This window comes from Pseudonocardia lacus (assembly GCF_018531445.1).
Classification (GTDB): Bacteria; Actinomycetota; Actinomycetes; order Mycobacteriales; family Pseudonocardiaceae; genus Pseudonocardia; species Pseudonocardia lacus.
Genome location: NZ_JAHDTH010000462.1, coordinates 1 through 1,254 on the forward strand (window position 1 = coordinate 1; position 1,254 = coordinate 1,254).

At 76.2% G+C, this 1,254-nt stretch carries 1 protein-coding gene; it reads right to left on the bottom strand.

Annotation, left to right across the window (positions count from 1 at the left end; genetic code table 11):
* Window positions 1-1,254, bottom strand: a 1,254-nt coding sequence (locus KIK08_RS39080; RefSeq protein ID WP_214408340.1) for a helix-turn-helix transcriptional regulator, incomplete at both ends; no start/stop codon positions are given.

The window sequence follows — 1,254 nt, forward strand, 5'->3', positions numbered from 1 at the left end:
GGGGGCGGCAGGTCCCGGAGCTGCCGGCGGGAGGTGATGCCCAGCTTGCGGAAGATGCTGCGCAGGTGCGCCTCGATCGTGCGCGGGCTCAGGAACAGCTGCGCCCCGACCTCCCGCGAGGTCGCCCCCGTCGCCACCAGGCGCGCGATCTGCAGCTCCTGGGCGGTCAGCGCATCCGACGGCTGGGTCGACCGGCTGCGCGGGTGCTCGCCGGTGGCCCGCAGCTCGCGGGCGGCGCGCGCGGCGAATGCCTCCACGCCCATGTCCGACAGCATCTCGTGTGCGCTTCGGAGCTGTTCGCGGGCGGCCTGGCGCCGGCCCTGGCGGCGCAACCACTCGCCGTAGACGAGGTGCGTGCGGGCGAGGTAGACGGTCATCCGGCAGGCTCGCAGCAGCTCGATCGCCTCGTGGTAGTGCTCCTCCGCGGTGGGTCCGGTGCTGACCAGCGCCCGCGAGCGCGCCGCCAGCCCGAGCGCCCATCGGGAGCCGCTGGCACGGGCCCGCATGTCGAGCTGCTCCAGCGCGGTGGTCGCGCGCTCGGGCTGCTCGGCGCGGGCGGCCGCCTCGACGAGTTCGGGGAGGGCCGCATTGGTGTGCGTCGCGTCGAGATATGCGCACGCGCGCTCCGCGGCGTCCAGCGCCGCTGCGCGGTTGCCCAGACCGTTGTCGAGCACTGCCCGAGAGAGGTGCGCCAGCGCGATCTCGGCCCGGTTCCCGCGGGCGGTCGCCTCCTGGACGGCGGCGGCGTGGATCTCGACGGTCTCGGCCTCGCGCCCCTGCCATGCGGCCAGTGCCAGCCGGCCGAAGCGCAGTGCCACGCCTCCGGTGACCTGCCTGATGGCGGTCTCCTCTGCGACCAGCTCGGTGGCCAGGGTCAGGTCGCCGGCGAACACCGATACGGACGCCAGGAACGGCAGCGCGGGGACGAGCGTGGCCAGCGCGCCTGCGTCGCGGGCGAGCCGGACGTGTCGGTGGGCCAGCACGTGGAGCAGCTCGTCGTCGAACAGCCTCAGTGCGGTACGGCTGGCCAACCACAGCCAGCGGGGGGTGCCGCCCTCGCCCGGGGGGCCGGCCGAGTGATCGTCGGCGCGGAAGGCCTCGAGCGCGCGGCGGAGCTCGGGGGCGCCTGCCGCGAAGCCGCGCGTGAAGGTCGTCACCAGCCCGTCGAGCAGCGCATCGGCGGGCCCCGGCGGGCCGGGCGGTGCGGGTGCCGCCCGGGCGGCCTCGGCCACCGCCGACAGGCCGCGGCCGTCG